We start from the raw sequence: 17,685 nt of genomic DNA on the forward strand, positions 1-17,685 counted from the left end.
CAACCAGTGAAAGGATTTGCGTTGATGCCAGTGATATTGCGTTTCAGAGGCTATAAATTTTTTTTCTATTCAAATGAAGGGACTCCACGTGAACCTGCCCATATTCATGTCAGGGATGTTCAATTTGAGGCGAAGTTTTGGTTAATGCCTGAAGTTCATTTGGCCCGTAATGACGGTTTTAATGCGAAGGTGTTGAAAGAGCTGCTCGAAGTGGCGGAACTGCATCGCGCTCAGTTTCTGGAGGCTTGGAATGACTATTTCAGCTAAGAGTGTTCGTTTTGATGAGCTCAATATGTGGGTTGAGCTTAATGATGCCAGAACTATTGGCGTGCCTTTGGCTTGGTTTCCGCGTCTTTTACAGGCGAGTGTTGAACAACGAGCCAATTATGAGCTCAGTGCTCGGGGCATTCATTGGGAGGAGCTTGATGAGGACATCTCTGTCGAGGGGCTTCTCAAAGGGCGGGGTGATATAACTCGTCGTCCACATCATGCTGCCTGAATGAACTGACAGATAAAAAGCGCTGAACTCTCAGCGCTTTCTCTTTACTCGTCCGGTAGAAAAAGCTCCAGCAGCGAATTGAGGAACAGCTTGCCTCTCTCGGTGATCTGCCAGTGTTCCGCCGTCTCTGCCAGGTAACCTTGTGCCAGTGCCTCGTCCAACTGCGTGCGGATCACACTTTCATCCAGCCCGGTATAGCGGGCGAATTCAGCGCGCGGAGCCGCTTCCAGCAGACGGAAACGGTTCATAAAGAACTCGAACGGCCGGTCGTGATCTGCCACTTCATGCAGCTTGTCGCGATACTCTCCGCGCATAAAGCCGCGTGGATGCTTGGTTTTGCTGGTACGCAGAATGCGGCCATCGGCAAAGGTGAGTTTACCGTGCGCGCCGCAGCCAATCCCCAGATAGTCGCCGAAGCGCCAGTAGTTGAGGTTATGTTGGCACTGATAACCCGGTTTGGCGTAGGCCGAGGTTTCATATTGCTGATAACCGGCGGCGCTCAGCAGTTCGTGCCCTTGCTGATAGATATCCCACAGTGCATCGTCGTCCGGCAGCACCGGCGGGCGTGAGCTGAACAGGGTATTCGGCTCAATGGTGAGCTGATACCACGACAGGTGCGGCGGATTCAGGGCAATCGCCTGACGCAGATCGTCCAAGGCTTCTGCCAGTGATTGATCCGGCAGGCCGTGCATCAGATCGAGATTAAAACTGCGCAGGCCCAAACCGGTGGCCAGATGCGCCGCGCGCTTGGCTTCATCCGGCCCGTGGATCCGCCCCAGACGGGTTAACTTCTCGGCGCTGAAACTCTGCACGCCAATCGAAATGCGGTTCACCCCGGCGCGCTGATAGCCGCTGAAGCGATCGGCTTCCACGGTGCCGGGGTTGGCTTCCATAGTGATCTCCGCATCGGCAGCCACGTGAATGCGTGCACGTACTCCGTCCAGCAATGCCTGCATGGCTTCGGCACTCAGCAGGCTTGGCGTGCCACCACCAATGAAGATGGTGCTGATTTCACGGCCGCTGGTGAGCGGCAGATCGGCATCCAGATCGGCCAGCAGATGATCGACGTATTCCTGATGCGGCACTTCGCCTTTTAAGGCGTGCGAGTTGAAATCGCAGTATGGGCATTTCTGCACGCACCAGGGAATATGGATATACAGGCTGAGCGGCGGCAGTTGTACGGGGTTAACGGGCATTACGCAGGGCTTCCAACATCAGTTTCAATGCCTGACCACGGTGTGATATTGCACTTTTCTTCTCGCGTGATAGCTCAGCCGCCGTGCAGCCCAGTTCTGGCACGTAGAAAATAGGATCGTAGCCAAAGCCGCCTTCACCCGCAGACTCAAAGGTCACTTCACCCGCCCAGGTACCGTGGAACACCAGCGGGGTCGGATCTTCCGCATGGCGCATATAGACCAGTACGCAGTGGAACTGTGCCGCGCGTTGGCCTGCTGGCACGTCTTTCAGCGCCACCAGCAGTTTATCCAGATTCTGTTGATCGCTGGCATCGACACCGGCATAGCGAGCGGAATAAATCCCCGGGGCGCCACCCAGCGCATCCACTGCCAGGCCTGAGTCGTCGGCAATCGCGGGCAGGCCGGTGATTTGCGCGGCATGGCGGGCTTTCAGGATGGCGTTTTCAATAAACGTCAGGCCGGTTTCTTCGGCAGAGTCTACGCCCAGTTCGGTTTGTGCCACCACGTCCAGGCCGAAATCGGCGAGCAGGCTGGCGAGTTCACGCACTTTTCCGGGGTTTCCGGTGGCAAGAACGACTTTTTGCATGATGATTACCTTGAAAATTATTCAATAAGTGCTGCGATCGCGGCAGGGATCTGTTGCGGATTGATGATGCGTAACTGCTTGTGCCGCCCCAGTTCGCCCTTCTCAATGATAACGTTGCTTTTCGCCACCTTGAACTGCTTGGCGATAAACTTGATCAAGTGGGCGTTGGCCTGGCCATCAACCGGTGGGGCGGTGATGGCGACTTTTATCTCGTCGCCATGCAGGCCGATAATCTGGTCGCGGCTGGCTTTCGGCTGAATATAAAGCCTGATAGCCAGCCCGTCCAGCACGGGAGTCACTGCACTCACAGCAGGAACCAGAGCTCGCCGAACAGATCCATCCCCAAGTAGTTGATGAGATACAGGATCAGAATCACCACCATCGCGGAAAAATCAATGCCGCCCATGGCTGGGAGGATGCGGCGGATTGGCGACATCAGCGGCTCGGTGAGTTGATACATCACATAATCGATCGGGCTGCGGCCCTGGCTGATCCAGCTCATCAGCGCACGGATAATCATCACCCAGAAGATCAGGTAACCGGCGGATTTAATCAGTGAGATCAGGCCAAACAGCAGATTGTACGGGCTGAGCGACATAGCTCCACCCTGAATCAGCAACAGGAGCGGATACTTGATGGTCATCAGCAAAAATGCCAGCAGCAGCGATGCACTGTCTACCGGCCCCAGCGAAGGAATGATGCGGCGCAATGGGCCGACAAGCGGCTGGGTGATTTTCACCACAAACTGCGAAAACGGATTATAAAAGTCAGTGCGCGTCAATTGCATCCAAATGCGCAGCAACAGCACCATCACGTAAATATCAACAACGGTTTTGACCAGGAAAGTCAGCGTTAGCATGTGAGTTACCCTTCTCCTTAACTCTTGGTTATCCCTTGTGTCTTTCGGGCAGTAACTGCCTGAAATTCAGTCGGTAGCGTTAAAATAGCTTTTCCATTTCCTGCGCGCGGGAAACGGCCGCCTGCATCGCTTTGGCGACGGTTTCAGGCAGTTGTTGTTCGTTGAACACCCGCAGTGCCTCAGCGGTGGTTCCCCCTTTGGATGTCACCTGCTCACGCAGCGTAGACAAAGGTATTGCCGGGTTGGCAGCCGCCAGCGCGGCGGCACCGATGGCGGCCTGCTGCACCAGTTCGCGTGCTGCGGTGCTGCTAAAGCCCATGCGCTCGGCTTCCTGCTGCATCGCATCCATAAACAGGAAGAAATAGGCTGGTGCGCTGCCTGCGGCGGCGATCACCCCGTTGATGCCGTTTTCGTCATCAACCCAACACACTTTGCCGACCGAACTCATCAAGTCGCGGGTGTAATCGCGATCCTGCTGGCTGACCTGCGCTGGGGCATACAGCCCGCTCATGCCTTTTCCCACCAAAGAAGGGGTGTTAGGCATAATACGCACGATATTCAGCGGTTCCCCCAGCATCTGATAGAAACGGCTGACCAGAATCCCGGCGGCGATGGATAGCACCAGCTTGCCGGAGAAATTAACCTGTTGCTGCAACGGGTTGCACACATCCGCCATCATCTGCGGTTTTACCGCCAGCACCACCACATCGGCGGCCTGTGCGCAACTGATGTTGTCGGCGCTGCTGATAACGCCATAATCGGCGGCCAGCGCGTCGCGGTTTTTGGGTGAAGGCGCGCAAACGCTGATGGATTTGGCCGGATAGCCCCCTGCAACCAGGCCTGCAATGATAGCGCGTGCCATATTACCGGCACCAATAAAGGTAATCTTGCGATGTTGCATCAAATTCCTCGTTATTCGGTTGTGCCATCAAGCCCGCGAATAGTCACGGGCTCCAAAAATTGCGGTGCCAATACGCACCAGGGTGCTGCCAGCAGCAATTGCGGCGGCCATATCGTCAGTCATGCCCATCGACAGCGTATCCACCTGTGGATAGCGTTGCTTAAGGGCCAGGAAAGCCTCATTCATCTGGCCAAAAACCGCCAGTTGGCGCTGATAATCAGCTTCCGGTGCCGGGATCGCCATCAGGCCGCGCAACGCCAGGTTAGGCAATGCGGCGATGGCCTCAGTTAATACCGGCAGTTCATCCAATACAATGCCAGATTTGCTCTGCTCATCGCTGATATTTATTTGGATCAGCACATTGAGCGGCGGCATCCCCGCCGGGCGCTGATCGTTCAGGCGCTGAGCGATGCGCTGGCGATCAAGGGTATGACACCAGGCAAAGTTTTCTGCCACCAGTTTGCTTTTGTTGGATTGCAACGGGCCGATAAAGTGCCATTCCAAACCTGCTCCTTCCGGCAATGAGGAAAAATGCTGGATCTTATCCACGCCTTCCTGCACGTAATTTTCGCCAAAGGCGTGCTGGCCAGCGGCGATGGCTTCTGCGATCGCCGCCACAGGCTTGGTTTTACTGACTGCAAGCAATATCACTTCTTCTGGAGCACGTGCGCAGCGTTGAGCTGCCACCGCAATACGGCTCCTGACATCTTGCAGGTTCTGTTGGATAGTGCTCATTGTTGACCCAGGAGATTGATATGGATATCGATGAATTTGTGGCTCTTAGTGTAAAGCATAATGCTTCCGATCTGCACCTTTGTACCGGTCATCGGCCCATGTTACGCATTGATGGTGAACTTAGGGCCGTGGCAGAGGCAGAAAGTGTTTCGTCATTGCAGATGGCAAACTGGTGCGAAGCCTTGTTGACTCAGGATCAGCGGCAGCAGTTACAGCACAATGGTCAGCTCGATCTGGCGCTGGCATTGGCTGGCGGTATTCGCCTGCGCGCCAATTTCTTTTTGCAAAACGGCGGGCTGTCGGTGGCGTTACGGCGGATTGCCAGCGAATGCCCGACCTTGGCCGAACTGGGTACTCCCGAGATCGTGCCAGCGCTGGTGCAGCGGGAAGATGGCCTGATCCTGGTCACCGGAGCCACCGGCAGCGGTAAGTCCACCACGCTGGCGGCGATGATTGATTTTATCAACCAGCGTCAGCGCCGCCATATTCTGACGCTGGAAGATCCGATCGAATTCATCCATCACAGCCAGCGCTCGCTGATCCAGCAGCGCGAGTTGGGGCGCGATACCCATAGTTTTGATGAGGCGCTGCGGGCGGCACTGCGTGAAGATCCTGATGTGATCCTGTTGGGGGAACTGCGTGATACCACCACGATCCGGCTGGCGCTGACTGCGGCGGAAACCGGCCATCTGGTGCTGGCAACGCTGCATACCCGCAGTGCGCCGCAGGCGGTAGAACGGCTGGTGGATGTGTTCCCGGCAGAAGAAAAGCCCTATGTGCGTGCGCAACTGGCAAGCAGCCTGCAAGCGGTGATTGCGCAAAAGCTGTTGAGCAAGCCTGGCGGTGGGCGAGTTGCTATTTATGAGATCCTCACGGCCACGGCTGCGGTGAGCAGCATGATCCGCGAAGGTAAAACGCACCAGCTTGCCAGCGTATTGCAAACCGGTGCGCAATCAGGCATGCAGACCTTTGAGCAGGGGTTGCAGCAGCGTATTCAGGCCGGGTTGCTCAGCGGAGCGGCTTAGGTGAGGTGGTTAACCCAGTTGCTGTTCAAACCAGCTTTCCAGAATAACCACGGCGGAAGCAGAGTCGACGCTGCCTTTGTCCAGCGCACGGAAACCACCGCGATCGAACAGATGGGCGCGAGCCTCAACCGTGCTCAGGCGTTCATCGTGCAGGGCGATTTGCACACCAAAGCGGCCGTGCAGGCGGTTGGCAAATTTACGGGCGCGTTCGGTCAGCGGTTGTTCTGTGCCATCCATGTTGAGCGGCAGGCCGACCACCACCAGATCCGGCTGCCACTCTTTCAGCAACCGCTCAATCTTCAGCCAATCCGGCGTGCCGTCCTGTGCTTTAAAGGCGGTTAACGCCCGAGCCGTGCCGGTAATCTCTTGGCCGATGGCGGCACCGATGCTTTTGGTGCCGAAATCGAAGGCAATAATGGTGCGGCTGCTCATCAGGCGTGTCCTGCTTGGTTGGCAATGCTGCGAATATCGATGCCAAGGCGGTTCGCCGCTTCGCGCCAGCGGCTGGCGATTGGCGTATGGAACAAAATATCGATGTCGGCTTCGGTGGTCAGCCAGGCGTTCTCTAACACTTCCTGTTCCAGTTGGCCCTCTTCCCAGCCAGCATAACCGAGAGCCACTAATACGTCTTTGGGTTGATCCGGGGTCCCGAGGGTTTCCAGCACGTCTTTGGAGGTGGTGATCATGGTTTGCGGTGAGATCTGAATGCTTGAAGCGAATCCTTTACGCGGCGAGTGCAGAATAAAACCACGATCGTCGGCCAATGGTCCACCGGCAAACACCGGTTTATCCAAGCTAATGGCGGGATCGCGCGGTGAAGGTTCGATTTGGAGTTTGTTTAATACCGACTCCACCGTGAACTGCTCCACGGCTTTGTTGATGACTAACCCCATGGCGCCGCTTTCATTATGCTCACAAATGTATATCACCGAACGTTTGAAGCGCGGATCTTGCATCCCAGGCATGGCAATAAGGAAGTGATGCTGTAAATTCATGTCGTTATACAAGGCGTTATCGATTAGAGAATAAACAGCCGTCAGTATGCGGTTATACCCGCCATACTTCAAGTTGCGTTATTTGGGGTGAATGCACGTGAACCTCAGGAGAGCCTGGAGGTTCACGAAGCTTAGGCTAGACAGGCGTCGGCTTATTTCGCCGCAAGGCGTTTTTCAATGGCGTCCATCAGCATACCGGTGACGGAAACCGGGAAGGCGGCTTCAATTTCACGGGCACAGGTTGGGCTGGTGACGTTGATTTCGGTGAGACGATCGCCGATCACATCCAAACCAACGAAAATCAGGCCCTTTTCTTTCAGCGTTGGCGCAACCGCACGGGCGATCTTCCAGTCGCTTTCGCTCAGCGGGCGAGGCTCACCACGGCCACCGGCAGCCAGATTGCCTCGGGTTTCTCCCTGGGCAGGAATACGTGCCAGGCAGTATGGCACCGGTTCACCATCCACCACCAGAATACGTTTATCCCCGTCCTTGATGGCTGGCAGGAAGTTTTGCGCCATGCAGAAGCGGCTGCCGTGCTCGGTCAGGGTTTCGATAATCACCGACAGGTTAGGATCGTCCTGCTTCACGCGGAAAATCGAAGCTCCACCCATGCCGTCTAACGGCTTGAGGATAATGTCGCCATGCTGCTGGTGGAATTTACGGATATGCGCTGCGCTGCGGCTGACCAGCGTGTCCGGCGTCAGTTCCGGGAACCAGGCGGTGAACAGTTTTTCGTTGCAGTCGCGCAGGCTTTGCGGTTTGTTGACCACCAGCGTGCCTTTCACTTCGGCGCGTTCCAGAATGTAGGTGGCGTAGATGTATTCGGTATCGAAAGGCGGATCTTTACGCATCAGGATCACGTCCAGATCCTGCAACGCCAGATCCTGTTCGGCTGCAAAGCTGAACCAGCTCTCTTTATCTTCTTTTACGCTCAACAGGCGCGTACGGGCGCGGCCATCACCAGCGTGCAGGTAGAGATCGTTCATCTCCATGTAATGCAGTTCCCAACCGCGGCGCTGTGCTTCGAGCAGCATGGCGAAGCTGGTGTCTTTCTTGATATTGATGGAGGTAATAGGGTCCATCACGATGCCGAGCTTAATCATCTTTTCTCCTTACGAGCCGGTATTAACAGGCTCTTAGCCCAGGTCGCCGAAACGGACCTGCAAAGCGGTAATTGCGGTAAGCGCTGTGGTTTCTGTACGCAAAACGCGTGGCCCCAGCAGAATATCAGTAAATCCGTAACCTGTAGTCATAGCGATTTCTTCGGCGGATAGCCCGCCTTCCGGCCCAATCAACAGACGAACGTGGTCCACCGGCAGCGGCAGCGTATTGATGCTCTGGCTGGCTCGTGGGTGCAGGTTCAGTTTCAGGCTGCCATCCTGCTCGGCGCACCAGGCTTCTAGCTGCATCGCTTCACGGATTTCCGGGATGCGGTTGCGGCCGCATTGCTCACAGGCGGCGATGGCCATTTTTTGCCACTGTTGCAGCTTTTTCGCCAAACGTTCGCCGTCCAGCTTAACGCCGCAGCGTTCGGAAAACAGCGGGGTAATCACGTTCACCCCCAGCTCAATGGATTTCTGAATGGTGAACTCCATCTTTTCGCCGCGCGAGATTACTTGGCCAAGATGCAAATTGAGTGGCGATTCGCGATCCTCAATCTGCCCGGCGCTGACGCGAACCAGGAGGTTCTTTTTATTCACCTGGGTGATTTCGGCGTCGAACACCTGATTGCTGCCATCGAACAGTTGCAACGCCTGCCCGGCGCTCATACGCAGCACGCGGCCAACGTGGTTGGCGGCATCCTCGCTCAACGCGATTTCGGCATTGGCGCTTAAAAGGTCTGGATGGTAAATGCGGGGTATACGCATAGTGATTATCAGATCCTGGCTCGATGAAACGGCGCTGCCAGCGGGCAGCGCGAAAGCTCTATAGTAGGTCAGCCTTTTCGCTGCTGACAAGCTTGTTGAATATAAGGGTTATGGTTGCCCTGGATCTGTGCGATGCGTGCTTCTCGCGTACATTCCCAGGTGGTTGCCGGGTATTGGCGATTCCAGGCTTCAAACAGTTGAGTTTGTTGACGCGAGAGCTGCAACTGATAGCGATCGCGCATATAAAAGTAGGTGCGGGCAATGGCACCGCGCGCTCGTGCCGGTGGCTCGGCCTGTTTGTTTTTGAAATCAACCTTCATGGGGCACTGGCCATACTGGCCTTCACCGCCGCGCCATTGGCTGTACATGAAGTTGTTGCGATCGCCATTCACTTCACCAATAGCGGGTTGCAGGTTATGCAGGTCAGTTTCTATCTGGCGGTAAAGCGGGTCTTTGTTGCAATTTTTACGCCCGCCGTCTTGCCAACATTGCAACTGGTGGCCGAACTGCCAGGCCGGGACTACGTGTTCCCATTCAATGCGTTCGGCGCGCTGGGCGCTTTTACGCACCTGATAGCCACAGCTGTTGAGATCGGGAATACCTTTTTTGCCCTGCCAGTCGATCTTGCAGCCACAATAGAAACTGCCGGGGGCATCCTGATTGATCTTGACCGCGGCGGCTTTGGCTTGGGTGAAGTTATTGATTTGCGCCAGCGCGCTGCCTGAGGAGATCAAGACCACCATAAACAAAATTTTGCGAAGCATATTCCAAAAACACCTGAAAGCGGAAAAGCGGGCAGGGTAACGGAAGTAACCAGTGGGCGCAAATGGTGATAACGGTTGGTTCTAGGAACGTATCAGATTGTCTATTAACGGTTTTCGTTAAGCAGAGAGCGCAGTTTTTCGCCGCACTGGCGACAGCGATACTCACTCTCGCCGCGCAGCACGCGATTATGGCGGCGCACGGTTAACTGGTGCTGCTGACAGGCGCACTGATAAGGGAAGGTTTTGCTCTGTACCGAGCTGATTTCAAACTGATGGGTACGGCTGGCGGGCACTTGCAGCACGTTTTCCATCATCCAGCGCCATTCGCGGCCATGCGGCGGCACGCGGCCAAACTGGCGAAATACCAGCAGATGGGCCAGTTCATGGGGCACAACTTCGTCGATAAACGGCTGCTGGTTTTCGAGCAGCAATACCGGATTGAGGCGGATTTCCCAGGCTTGCAGCCAGGCAGTCCCAGCGCTGGTGCCGCGTTGCTGGTAGACGAGCTTTGGCTCTGGGAATTCGATAGCAAAATGCTGGCACGCCAACTGCATTTTTGCCCGCAGGCAGCGCATCACCGCTTGTTGCAGCGCAATAGGGATTCTTACTCTGTTCATTGTGCTTAGCTTAAGCAATGGCGTAACGGCTGGCAACTGTAGAACCTGTTAAGCCGTTATTTCCCCACAATGATAACCCGATCGACCCGTGTGGATTGTAATCAATGTGTTAACTGCGGGATAATAAAGCGTGCAGGATGAGTCTGTACCCGCAGTGCTCACCGGATGAGGTCAGAAAAGCTCCTGAGCTTTTAATTCCCTACGTTAATAAGGGTATAGCGGCTGTTTTGCGATTTGGCGCAATAACTGGCTACCTAAAAATACGTAAGGTGTGGGAAGTTTTTTTGACGCAGCGCACCCCGAGTACGCTGAGTGAGTGTGAATTTAACGCAGCTGATGTTGCAAGTGAGAGATTAATGTCGAATAAACCGTTCCATTATCAAGATCCGTTCCCGCTGAAAAAAGACGATACCGAATATTATCTGCTAAGCCGTGAGCACGTTTCTGTCGGCGAGTTTGAAGGCCAGGAAATCCTCAAAGTTGCCCCGCAAGCCCTGACCCTCCTTGCTCAGCACGCTTTCCACGACGCTTCATTTATGCTGCGCCCGGCGCACCAGCAGCAGGTGGCTGATATCCTCAACGATCCTGAAGCCAGTGAAAACGACAAGTACGTTGCGCTGCAATTTTTACGTAACTCAGAGATCGCCGCCAAGGGGATTTTGCCAACCTGCCAGGATACTGGCACTGCGATTATCGTCGGCAAAAAAGGCCAACGCGTCTGGACCGGCGGTAGTGATGAAGAAGCTCTGTCGCGCGGGGTGTACAACACCTTTATCGAAGACAACCTGCGTTATTCGCAAAACGCCGCGCTGGATATGTATAAAGAGGTCAATACCGGCAGCAACTTGCCAGCGCAGATCGATCTCTATAGCGTGGATGGCGAAGAGTATAAATTCCTGTGCATCGCCAAAGGCGGTGGCTCGGCCAACAAGACCTACCTGTATCAGGAGACCAAGGCACTGCTGTCGCCGGGTAAACTGAAAGATTATCTGGTGGATAAAATGCGCACGCTCGGCACCGCCGCTTGCCCGCCGTACCATGTCGCCTTTGTGATCGGCGGTACTTCGGCTGAAGCGACGCTGAAAACCGTGAAACTGGCTTCGACCAAATACTACGATGGCCTGCCAACCGAAGGGAACGAACACGGTCAGGCGTTCCGCGATGTCGCCTTGGAACAGGAACTGCTGAAAGAGGCGCAAAACCTGGGGTTGGGTGCTCAGTTCGGCGGTAAATACTTCGCGCATGACGTGCGTGTGGTGCGCCTGCCGCGCCACGGAGCCTCCTGCCCGGTCGGCATGGGGGTTTCCTGCTCGGCCGACCGCAATATCAAAGGCAAGATCAACCGCGAAGGGATCTGGCTGGAGAAACTGGAGCACAACCCAGGCAAATTTATTCCGCAGGAACTGCGTCAGGCTGGCGAAGGGGAAGCGGTCAAGATCGATCTTAATCGCCCGATGGCCGAGATCCTTAAGCAACTGTCGCAGTATCCGGTCTCGACCCGTCTTTCTCTCAGCGGAACCATCATTGTTGGGCGCGATATTGCGCACGCCAAACTGAAGGAGCGCTTGGATCGTGGGGAAGGTTTGCCACAATACGTGAAAGATCACCCGATCTACTACGCGGGCCCGGCCAAAACCCCAGAAGGCTACGCTTCCGGTTCGTTGGGGCCAACCACGGCAGGCCGTATGGATTCGTACGTCGATCTGTTGCAGTCGCACGGTGGCAGCATGATCATGCTGGCCAAAGGCAACCGCAGCCAGCAGGTGACTGATGCCTGCCATAAACACGGTGGGTTCTACCTCGGCAGCATCGGCGGCCCGGCGGCAGTATTGGCGCAGCAGAGCATCAAGAGCCTGGAGTGTGTGGAATATCCTGAACTGGGGATGGAAGCGATCTGGAAGATTGAAGTGGAAGATTTCCCGGCATTCATCTTGGTGGATGATAAGGGTAATGACTTCTTCCAGAAGATCCAGGAATCACAGTGTACGCGCTGCGTGAAGTAACCCGATAATCATCGTTGCCGTGCAAGATCACACAGGCCCGCGTATGCGGGCCTGTTGTTTATCTATATATGCCTAGCTACTACGCTGCTTGATAAAGTAGCCGATACCAAGAATGGCAACCCAAGCTGGGATCAGCAAAACGGAAATCTGGATGCCAGGCGTGAAGTACATGATCACCAGAATCCCAGCCAAAAATGCCAGACACAAATAGTTGCTGAATGGATACCAGAAGGCCTTGAACTTCGGTTGTACGCCTTCACGATTTTTGGCCGCGCGGAATTTCAGGTGCGCCAGGCTGATCATCGCCCAGTTGATCACCAGAGCAGAGACCACTAGCGCCATCAGTAGTTCGAAGGCACGGCCAGGGATCAGGTAGTTAATCAGCACGCACAGCGCGGTGGCCAGCGAAGAAAGAGCGATGGCAATCACGGGCACGCCACGGCCATCTACTTTCAGCAAGGCTTTCGGGCCATTGCCCTGTTTTGCTAGGCCGTACAGCATGCGGCTGTTGCAGTAGACGCAGCTGTTATACACCGACAGCGCCGCCGTCAGCACCACGATGTTCAGCACGGTGGCTACCAGATTGCTGTTCAGAGCATGGAAGATCAGCACAAACGGGCTACCGCCTTCAACCACTTTGCCCCAGGGGTAAAGTGACAGCAGAATGGTCAGGGAACCGATATAAAACAGCAGGATACGGTAGATCACCTGGTTGGTGGCTTTCGGGATGCTAGTTTCTGGGCTATCGGCTTCGGCTGCGGTGATCCCCACCAGTTCCAAACCACCGAAGGAGAACATGATCACCGCCATCGCCATCAGCAGCCCCATGGTGCCGTTCGGGAAGAACCCGCCTTGCGCCCACAGGTTGGTGATGGTGGCTTCCGGGCCGCCCATGCCGCTGAACAGCAGATAGGCACCAAACACGATCATGCCGATAATCGCCACCACCTTGATAATGGCGAACCAGAACTCCATTTCGCCATATACTTTCACGTTGGACAGGTTAATGGCATTGATGGCGAGGAAGAATACTGCGGCAGAAACCCAGGTTGGGATTTCCGGCCACCAGTATTGCACGTAGATCCCGACGGCGGTCAGTTCCGCCATCGCCACCAGCACATACAGCACCCAATAGTTCCAACCTGACGCGAAGCCAGCAAAATTCCCCCAGTACTTATAGGCAAAATGGCTGAAGGAACCGGCAACCGGCTCTTCCACAACCATTTCACCCAACTGACGCATGATCAGGAAGGCAATAAAACCACCAATCGCATAGCCAAGAATGACCGATGGACCGGCCATTTTTATTGTTTGAGCGATACCGAGGAATAACCCGGTACCGATAGCGCCACCTAAGGCAATAAGCTGAATATGGCGGTTTTTCAAGCCGCGTTTCAGCTGATCGCCATGTTGTTGACCATCCATCAATAAACCCTCTGTTGTTGCATAACTCTCACAGCTGTAAAGCAATGATTACGAAGTGTGTTATTTTTTGTTTACGGCGTTGTCGTGATTAATTCTACGAAGCCGCTACCGTTTGGCAAAGAATAATGATAAGCGGCAAGGTTTGCACCTGCTTTGTTGCGTGAGTGATTAAGATTGCAGCAGTTTAGGCAACAAAATGCGGGCTGTGTGACGAGAGAAGGGGTTTCGTGCATGAAGTAAGCAATAAATCACATAAAGCGCAAAAATAATCATTTTGCTTGCCTAAATAATGGACGCTCAACTGCTTCTGTTGTAGCTGAAATCAGCCATGCCCCACAATTTAATCATCACCTAATAAAGCTCGATGATGGTCCGAAATATACCTAACCAGAGGTTTCGCAAACGTTAAATTCGCCATCTACCTCGTAAATGGTATTACCAAGATTGCGTTATCAGCATGCAGCAGCCTAGAGGCTGAGTTGTTAAAATGTGCGGGAAACCATGATTTCAATCAAGGCCTATATGGACAGCAGGTGAATACTTTGTTACTTTACCGTCACGTTTTTGAAATTGGTATTACCAATTGACTACGCGCCATTCGCAGAGAAGAAATCACTCATGGCCTACAGCAAAATCCGCCAACCCAAGTTGTCAGACGTCATCGAGCAGCAGCTTGAATATCTGATCCTCGAGGGCACGCTACGCCCAGGCGAAAAATTGCCTCCAGAGCGCGAATTGGCGAAACAATTTGATGTTTCCCGCCCTTCTCTGAGAGAGGCAATCCAGCGCCTTGAAGCCAAAGGACTGCTCCTGCGCCGTCAGGGCGGTGGCACCTTTGTACAAACTAATCTGTGGCAGAGCTTCAGCGATCCGCTGGCTGAACTGTTGGCTAACCATCCCGAATCACAATTCGATCTGCTCGAAACCCGTCATGCCCTCGAAGGTATCGCAGCCTATTACGCAGCGCTGCGCGGCACCGACGAAGATCTGGCGCGCATCCGCGATTGCCACCATGTGATTCAGCAGGCTCAGGACAGCGGCGATCTCGACGCCGAAGCCGATGCGGTCATGCAGTATCAAATCGCCGTCACCGAAGCTGCCCATAACGTTGTGTTACTGCACCTGCTGCGCTGCATGGGGCCGATGCTGGAACAGAACGTGCGTCAGAACTTTGAATTGCTCTACTCGCGCCGTGAGATGTTGGCAAAGGTGAGCAGCCATCGCGCCGGGATTTTTGAGGCGATTGTGGCACGCGAGCCGGAAAAGGCTCGTGAAGCCTCGCATCGCCATTTGGCGTTTATCGAGGAAATTTTGCTGGACCTCAGCAGAGAACATACCCGGCGCGACAGATCGCTTCGGCGTCTCCAGCAACGCAAGGATTAAGAGTGGTTCTCCTCAAGGCACACCAGCTTGGTGAGATGAAGCTCGGAGTGCTTAGTTAAGTACTTAAGCGGCAACTAAACTGATGAGCCTGTCTTCGTGTGTTTTGCTTCAGAACGCAGGAAGACAGGCTCCAAACAAACCATTAGACAGATAAGGAATACCACCATGTCAGAACGTTTAAACAATGACGTGGATCCGATCGAAACCCGCGACTGGCTGCAGGCGATCGAATCGGTCATCCGTGAAGAGGGTGTTGAGCGGGCTCAGTTTCTGATTGATCAGGTTCTGGGAGAAGCTCGCAAAGGCGGTGTTAAGGTTGCGGCAGGCTCGGCAGCCAATAACTACGTCAACACCATCGCGGTAGAAGACGAACCTGAATACCCAGGTAATCTGGATCTGGAACGCCGCATCCGTTCAGCGATCCGCTGGAACGCCGTGATGACCGTGCTGCGTGCGTCCAAAAAAGATCTGGATCTGGGTGGCCACATGGCTTCCTTCCAGTCTTCCGCGACCTTCTATGAAGTCTGCTTTAACCATTTCTTCCGTGCGCGCAACGAGAAAGATGGTGGCGATCTGGTGTATTTCCAGGGCCACATCTCTCCGGGCGTTTATGCACGTGCCTTCCTTGAAGGCCGCCTGACCGAAGACCAAATGAACAACTTCCGCCAGGAAGTTCACGGCAAAGGCCTGTCTTCTTACCCGCATCCAAAACTGATGCCGGAATTCTGGCAGTTCCCGACCGTTTCCATGGGCCTGGGCCCAATTACCGCCATTTATCAGGCCAAGTTCCTGAAATATCTGGAGCATCGCGGCCTGAAAGACACCTCTGGCCAGACCGTTTATGCCTTCCTGGGCGACGGCGAGATGGACGAACCGGAATCCAAAGGGGCGATTACCATCGCTACCCGCGAGAAGCTGGACAACCTGGTGTTCGTCATCAACTGTAACCTGCAACGCCTGGATGGCCCGGTTACCGGTAACGGCAAGATCATCAACGAGCTGGAAGGCATCTTTGCCGGTGCTGGCTGGCAAGTGCTGAAAGTGATCTGGGGCGGGCGTTGGGATGAACTGCTGCGTAAAGACACCAGCGGTAAGCTGATGCAGTTGATGGGCGAAACGCTGGACGGCGACTATCAGACCTTCAAATCCAAAGACGGTGCTTACGTGCGTGAGCACTTCTTCGGCCGTTACCCAGAAACCGCCGCGTTGGTGAAAGACATGACCGACGACGAGATCTGGGCACTGAACCGTGGTGGTCACGATCCGAAGAAAGTCTATGCCGCACTGAAAAAAGCACAGGAAACCAAAGGTAAAGCGACCGTGATCCTGGCCCATACCATCAAAGGTTACGGCATGGGTGAAACGGCGGAAGGTAAAAACATCGCTCACCAGGTGAAGAAAATGAACATGGAAGGGGTTCACCACTTCCGCGATCGTTTCAACGTGCCGGTTGCCGATGCTGATATCGAAAAACTGCCGTTCATTACCTTCGATAAAGATTCTGAAGAGTCCAAATATCTGCACGAACGTCGTCAGGCGCTGGAAGGTTACGTGCCAACCCGCTTGCCTGCGTTCACTCAGAAGCTGGAAATGCCCGCGCTGGCAGATTTCAACTCCCTGTTGGAAGAGCAGAATAAAGAAATTTCTACCACCATCGCCTTTGTGCGTGCCCTCAACGTGATGCTGAAGAACCCGTCGATCAAAGATCGCCTGGTGCCAATCATCGCCGATGAAGCGCGTACCTTTGGTATGGAAGGCCTGTTCCGCCAGATCGGTATCTACAGCCCGAACGGCCAGCAGTACACCCCGCAGGACCGTGAGCAGGTGGCGTACTACAAAGAAGACGAAAAAGGCCAGATCTTGCAGGAAGGGATCAACGAGCTGGGCGCGGCCTCTTCATGGCTGGCGGCAGCAACGTCCTACAGCACCAACGATCTGCCAATGATCCCGTTCTACATCTACTACTCGATGTTCGGTTTCCAGCGTATCGGTGACCTGTGCTGGTTGGCCGGTGACCAACAGGCGCGTGGCTTCCTGATCGGCGGAACTTCAGGCCGTACTACCCTGAACGGCGAAGGCTTGCAGCACGAAGATGGCCACAGCCACATTCAGTCGCTGACTATCCCTAACTGTATCTCCTACGATCCGGCTTACGCGTATGAAGTGGCGGTGATTATGCATGACGGCCTGGTACGTATGTACGGCGACGCGCAGGAAAACGTCTACTACTACCTGACCACGCTGAACGAAAACTACCACATGCCAGCCATGCCACAGGGCGCAGAAGAAGGTATCCGTAAAGGTATCTACAAACTGGAAACCCTGGAAGGCAAGAAAGGCAAAGTACAGTTGCTGGGTTCCGGTGCGATCCTGCGTCATGTGCGTGAAGCGGCACAGATCCTGGCGAACGATTACGGCGTGGGTTCTGACACCTACAGCGTAACCTCCTTCACCGAACTGGCGCGTGATGGCCAGGACTGTGAGCGTTGGAACATGCTGCACCCAACCGAAACCCCACGCGTACCTTATATCGCTCAGGTGATGAACGATGCGCCAGCGGTGGCGTCTACCGACTACATGAAGCTGTTCGCAGAACAGGTTCGTACTTACGTTCCTGCCAGCGACTATCGCGTACTGGGTACCGACGGTTTTGGTCGTTCTGACAGCCGTGAAAACCTGCGTCACCACTTTGAAGTTGATGCTTCTTACGTGGTGGTTGCTGCACTGGGTGAACTGGCCAAACGTGGCGAAATCGATAAGAAAGTGGTCGCTGATGCGATCGTCAAATTCAATATCGATGTAGAAAAAGTCAACCCACGTCTGGCATAA

Annotated in this window: 19 protein-coding genes; 6 read left to right on the forward strand and 13 right to left on the reverse strand. The window is 54.6% G+C overall.

Translation table 11 applies throughout. From position 1 onward, the window contains the following. The first annotated feature begins 24 nt into the window (after positions 1-24). Together ACX9GT_RS04695 and ACX9GT_RS04700 are read left to right on the forward strand one after the other, a co-directional pair. Entirely contained in the window at positions 25-267 is a 243-nt protein-coding gene (locus tag ACX9GT_RS04695; RefSeq protein ID WP_473190046.1) for a DUF4160 domain-containing protein, read from the forward strand. Further along, positions 251-499: a DUF2442 domain-containing protein gene (locus tag ACX9GT_RS04700; RefSeq protein ID WP_473190047.1), complete on the forward strand. Its 249-nt coding sequence runs from the start codon at positions 251-253 to the stop codon at positions 497-499. Before ACX9GT_RS04695 ends, ACX9GT_RS04700 begins: the two co-directional genes overlap by 17 nt. A gap of 44 nt (positions 500-543) precedes the next feature. On the opposite strand, the gene hemW is transcribed toward ACX9GT_RS04700, so the two are convergent. From hemW to ACX9GT_RS04730, 6 genes are all read right to left on the reverse strand, one after another. Beyond that, the gene (gene hemW / locus ACX9GT_RS04705) at positions 544-1,695 is read right to left on the reverse strand and encodes a radical SAM family heme chaperone HemW (protein ID WP_473190048.1); all 1,152 of its coding nucleotides are present in this window, start codon (positions 1,693-1,695) and stop codon (positions 544-546) included. Next, a complete protein-coding gene (locus ACX9GT_RS04710) occupies positions 1,685-2,281 on the reverse strand; it encodes an XTP/dITP diphosphatase (RefSeq protein WP_473190049.1) in 597 nt (198 codons plus the stop codon). Before ACX9GT_RS04710 ends, hemW begins: the two co-directional genes overlap by 11 nt. Positions 2,282-2,298: 17 nt before the next feature. Then, positions 2,299-2,589, reverse strand: a complete 291-nt coding sequence (gene yggU / locus ACX9GT_RS04715; RefSeq protein ID WP_459399913.1) for a DUF167 family protein YggU — start codon at positions 2,587-2,589, stop codon at positions 2,299-2,301. Next, positions 2,586-3,140 (reverse strand): YggT family protein, encoded by a 555-nt coding sequence (locus tag ACX9GT_RS04720; protein WP_473190050.1) that lies wholly within the window; start codon positions 3,138-3,140, stop codon positions 2,586-2,588. The genes yggU and ACX9GT_RS04720 overlap by 4 nt, the downstream gene beginning before the upstream one ends. Positions 3,141-3,219: 79 nt before the next feature. Beyond that, positions 3,220-4,041, reverse strand: coding sequence for a pyrroline-5-carboxylate reductase (proC, locus tag ACX9GT_RS04725; RefSeq protein ID WP_473190051.1), 822 nt, complete (start codon positions 4,039-4,041; stop codon positions 3,220-3,222). 27 nt (positions 4,042-4,068) lie between these two features. Then, on the reverse strand, positions 4,069-4,776 hold the full coding sequence (locus tag ACX9GT_RS04730) for a YggS family pyridoxal phosphate-dependent enzyme (RefSeq protein ID WP_473190052.1): 708 nt from the start codon (positions 4,774-4,776) through the stop codon (positions 4,069-4,071). A gap of 20 nt (positions 4,777-4,796) precedes the next feature. Here ACX9GT_RS04730 and ACX9GT_RS04735 point away from each other — a divergent pair, with 20 nt between their 5' ends. Continuing rightward, on the forward strand, positions 4,797-5,801 hold the full coding sequence (locus ACX9GT_RS04735; RefSeq protein WP_473190053.1) for a type IV pilus twitching motility protein PilT: 1,005 nt from the start codon (positions 4,797-4,799) through the stop codon (positions 5,799-5,801). Between the two features lie 9 nt (positions 5,802-5,810). Here the strand turns inward: ACX9GT_RS04735 and ruvX are convergent, their stop codons facing one another. From ruvX to ACX9GT_RS04765, 6 genes are all read right to left on the reverse strand, one after another. After that, positions 5,811-6,233 carry a Holliday junction resolvase RuvX gene (gene ruvX, locus ACX9GT_RS04740; protein WP_473190054.1) on the reverse strand — a complete coding sequence of 141 codons (423 nt, stop codon included), beginning with the start codon at positions 6,231-6,233 and terminating at the stop codon, positions 5,811-5,813. Beyond that, positions 6,233-6,796 carry a YqgE/AlgH family protein gene (locus ACX9GT_RS04745; protein ID WP_473190055.1) on the reverse strand — a complete coding sequence of 188 codons (564 nt, stop codon included), beginning with the start codon at positions 6,794-6,796 and terminating at the stop codon, positions 6,233-6,235. Before ACX9GT_RS04745 ends, ruvX begins: the two co-directional genes overlap by 1 nt. A 152-nt stretch (positions 6,797-6,948) precedes the next feature. Then, entirely contained in the window at positions 6,949-7,899 is a 951-nt protein-coding gene (gene gshB, locus ACX9GT_RS04750) for a glutathione synthase (RefSeq protein ID WP_473190056.1), read from the reverse strand. A gap of 33 nt (positions 7,900-7,932) precedes the next feature. Continuing rightward, entirely contained in the window at positions 7,933-8,664 is a 732-nt protein-coding gene (gene rsmE / locus ACX9GT_RS04755) for a 16S rRNA (uracil(1498)-N(3))-methyltransferase (RefSeq protein WP_473190057.1), read from the reverse strand. 68 nt (positions 8,665-8,732) lie between these two features. Further along, positions 8,733-9,428 carry a deoxyribonuclease I gene (endA, locus tag ACX9GT_RS04760; protein ID WP_473190058.1) on the reverse strand — a complete coding sequence of 232 codons (696 nt, stop codon included), beginning with the start codon at positions 9,426-9,428 and terminating at the stop codon, positions 8,733-8,735. A gap of 104 nt (positions 9,429-9,532) precedes the next feature. Further along, complete coding sequence (locus ACX9GT_RS04765) at positions 9,533-10,045, reverse strand: SprT family zinc-dependent metalloprotease (RefSeq protein ID WP_473190059.1); 513 nt, start codon at positions 10,043-10,045, stop codon at positions 9,533-9,535. 356 nt (positions 10,046-10,401) lie between these two features. Between ACX9GT_RS04765 and fumA the strand changes: the two genes are divergently transcribed. Further along, a complete protein-coding gene (gene fumA / locus ACX9GT_RS04770) occupies positions 10,402-12,048 on the forward strand; it encodes a class I fumarate hydratase FumA (protein ID WP_473190060.1) in 1,647 nt (548 codons plus the stop codon). 72 nt (positions 12,049-12,120) lie between these two features. Here the strand turns inward: fumA and ACX9GT_RS04775 are convergent, their stop codons facing one another. After that, the gene (locus tag ACX9GT_RS04775) at positions 12,121-13,473 is read right to left on the reverse strand and encodes an amino acid permease (protein WP_473190061.1); all 1,353 of its coding nucleotides are present in this window, start codon (positions 13,471-13,473) and stop codon (positions 12,121-12,123) included. A 618-nt stretch (positions 13,474-14,091) separates the two neighbouring features. On the opposite strand from ACX9GT_RS04775, the gene pdhR reads away from it, so the two are divergent. Next, the gene (gene pdhR, locus ACX9GT_RS04780; RefSeq protein ID WP_459399895.1) at positions 14,092-14,856 is read left to right on the forward strand and encodes a pyruvate dehydrogenase complex transcriptional repressor PdhR; all 765 of its coding nucleotides are present in this window, start codon (positions 14,092-14,094) and stop codon (positions 14,854-14,856) included. Positions 14,857-15,021: 165 nt separating this feature from the next. Next, a complete protein-coding gene (gene aceE / locus ACX9GT_RS04785) occupies positions 15,022-17,685 on the forward strand; it encodes a pyruvate dehydrogenase (acetyl-transferring), homodimeric type (RefSeq protein WP_473190062.1) in 2,664 nt (887 codons plus the stop codon).

It is taken from the genome of Serratia sp. YWN4, from assembly GCF_055790845.1.